General features: G+C 51.0%; 2 protein-coding genes. Both read left to right on the top strand.

The annotated features are described in order from the left end of the window. Positions 1-70 precede the first annotated feature (70 nt). On the top strand, positions 71-1,690 hold the full coding sequence (locus HRF49_04005) for a S8 family serine peptidase (GenBank protein ID MEP0813815.1): 1,620 nt from the start codon (positions 71-73) through the stop codon (positions 1,688-1,690). A gap of 11 nt (positions 1,691-1,701) precedes the next feature. Beyond that, complete coding sequence (locus tag HRF49_04000) at positions 1,702-2,676, top strand: hypothetical protein (protein ID MEP0813814.1); 975 nt, start codon at positions 1,702-1,704, stop codon at positions 2,674-2,676. The last annotated feature ends 358 nt before the right edge of the window (positions 2,677-3,034 follow it).

Below are 3,034 nucleotides of genomic sequence, written 5' to 3'. Positions count from 1 at the left end.
CCTCCAAATGTTGCGTTTGTCGCTCGCGCTTGTGATGCTGTTCACAGCATGCACGGGGAGCGATAAGAGGATGAACGCCGCGGCGGCACCGGAGGCGGCGCTTACCGGCACGCAGGGCGAATCCCCGGCGGACGGCATTACTAACCGAGCGCCCGCGGTGGATCCTGGTCTGGAAGGCGACGAGCCGGAAGGGGGTGGTGGGGAAGGCCTGCTAGGAGGCGTTGGAGGAATTGCACCCAGGCAAACGCGAATGTTTACGGACCCCAGGAATGGCAAAACTTATCCAATTGTTAATAATGCAGTACTTGTTGCCTTTTTGAATCCACCGCAATTGCCATTGGTCGACGCCAACTATTTTGATGTGCCAAGGTCGCGGCTTGATCCGGTATACAATATTCAGTGGCCGGAGCTAATTAACGATCCGCAGATCCATGCGTTCATCGTCGCTGAAAACCTGGATGTTTACAACGAGTGGAAGGCGATTAAGTTGATTGCGGCAAACCTGCCTCCGGGTCAAACCGTCGAGGATGCGGTTGCGAATTGGCCCGTGGAGTACTCGGGGATTGTGGAATATGTGAATCCGGTGTCCTTTGCGAGATTAGATTCATGGCCAGCGGAAAATCCAAACGATTTTTGGTTTGGCTGGAATTTAAGGGAATCAGCCTGCTATGACATTAACATTCAACAGGCATGGCGGTCTGGAATCGAGTTTTTGGGGTCGCCGTGCGAAGTTATAGCGGTTTTGGATTCAGGTGTTCAACGCGACCATCCGGACATTGGATTTCGACTAACCAGCAATGGAGTTAATGCAAACTACAGCTCAAGGGATATTGACTTCACGTTAGGGCGAGGGGAGCCGTATCCTTGGCTTCTTGACTTTTCCGCCGGTTACGCCATTTATACTGGTCATGGAACCTGTGTTGCAAGTGCTGCAGTTGCAGGAATTAACAATGATGGTACCGGGCAAATGAATCCTCTTGGATTGTGCGGCATAGCCTACTACAACCAGGTGCTGCCAGTTGCAATTACAATGGAATACATCGAAAGTATTGATGAGTACGCATTTGCGGATGATACAATCTTCAATGCGTATTATGCTGTGGCACTGATGAAGGGCTTGCCGATAGACAATCCATTTCCCGATCAGATACAGATACCGAACTGCAACATAGAAGTGATAAATGCCAGCTTTTCTGATAGCGAATACGATAATCGGGAAGATGGGTTGGTTAACTACATCGCGTACTACATCGTTTTTGTCGCCTCAGCGGGTAACGATGGGAGTACAACCAATTCAGTTAATTGGCCCGCATCCTGCATGAATGCACTTTCAGTCGCGGCGCACAACTCAAGTGGTAATAGATTGGAGGATAGTAATTACTGCCAATTTGTCGATATAGCCGCTCCAGGTAGCCACATTTATGTCGCAGATATGGTTGGTCAAAACAGTCATGGCGATTGGCTGGGCTATTCATTCGGCCTTTTGGATTACGTAGTCTATCTTAATGGAACTTCGCTGGCGGCCCCGCATGTTACTGCAGTCGCCGCGCTACTGAGTTCCAAGGATAGGCTGTTGTGGCCGCAGCATATTCGTGAGAGGATAATCAATACTGCCGCAGATCTAAACTCAAACGATCCTCTTTACGGGCGGCTCGGTCGACTTGACGCTTACGCTGCACTCTCGCAATAAGGGGAAAAACAATGTTCAGATTCCTAATAGCTCTTTTGCTTGCGCTCTTGATTTGGTTAACGTCGATTTCTTGTTCGGTTTTGCTGGTAGGCAATACTTATGCGAAGAACCAAGATGAAAGAGCGCTTCTAGCCTCCATGCATGCGCATTTCAGTGATTTGCTCGAAAAGAGGGTTCTCGGCATTCTAGATCCCGGCGAGAGTATGGTCGACCGATTCAAACTCAATTTGCGTTACAATCCCGATTTACAGGTGCTAGAATGGGATTATGCAAATCCCGGCGATTGCGACCTGAACGGTGAAGTCGGCATTTCGGATATTACGCCTATCGCGCTGAATTACGGTCGCTTCCCACTTGACGCAGTCGGTGATGAGCAGTTGTCGCTGCGACTCATTGACGTTGACGAAAGCGCCGAGATTGGAATGTCCGACATTACGCCGATTGCACTGAATTACCAGAATCGAATTGAGGGGTACAGAATATATATCGCTGATTCCAACAATGGCGATTCTGACTGGGTACTCCATGCCGAAATTCCCTTTGCTGAATTGGCTTGGCAGTCGCCAGGAATGCTGTTTTATCCCCTTGATGAGCAACTAGCAGAGGCTGTTAAGCTAGAAACATTTGTTTCCAGCGATTGGCCTGGCGGAACTGGGTTTAAAGTTGTTGATGCAATCGGCCCCATTCCGCCCGATGATGGGCCTAGGCCGATTCGAGAGTTTACCCATCCTATCACCGGTCAAACTTACGAAATTGTGGATGGGTGCATTTTTGTCGCCTTCCGAGTTCCGCTTACCGATCCACGAGTTGAGCAGTTCATTGTTTCGGAAAGGCTTTCTGTTTACAACCGTTGGGAATCGATGGCAACAATTACGGCCAATTTACCTGCCGAAACTACCGTTGAGTATGCGGTTGAGTTCTGGCAGGCGGAAAATCCTGACTTTATTTCGTATGTCAGACCAATTACCCTGGTTTATTTGTATTAGCCATTTAGGTTGGCTTCTGTACAAGGCGCGGGCGGTTTCATCCCGCCCGCGTCCGGCTCCGGTTGAGCCGCCGCAGCTTATCTACCTCGACCGCAGCGTCGCGGTGAATTCCATTCTTGCTCCGCCGCGGACTACGACGACCTTCACGACGTCGCTTGCGCGGCCCAGGCTTCCGGAGCGCGTTTCTCAAGCCGGTAACCGGGTGCGGCTAAGGGAAAGTGAGACTCATGCCCACTCCCCGCGCCTATCCGAATCCAAGAGCCGCGCCGCCAATTCTCGCCGATGAGATTGGGGACTTTTCGCACGGCTCCTCTTCCGGCGCCGTATCGCCGTAGTCGTACGCGCCCTCGCCCTGGAT

This window comes from bacterium, assembly GCA_039961635.1.
In the GTDB taxonomy this organism is placed as follows: domain Bacteria; phylum 4484-113; class 4484-113; order JAGGVC01; family JAGGVC01; genus JABRWB01.
This window is presented reverse-complemented; position numbering and strand designations above follow the sequence as displayed.

What these genes read in the sequence shown, in the direction of transcription:
- HRF49_04005 (MEP0813815.1), top strand. Translation starts at nt 71, where the DNA reads ATGAACGCCGCGGCGGCACCGGAGGCGGCGCTTACCGGCACGCAGGGC.
- HRF49_04000 (MEP0813814.1), top strand. Translation starts at nt 1,702, where the DNA reads ATGTTCAGATTCCTAATAGCTCTTTTGCTTGCGCTCTTGATTTGGTTA.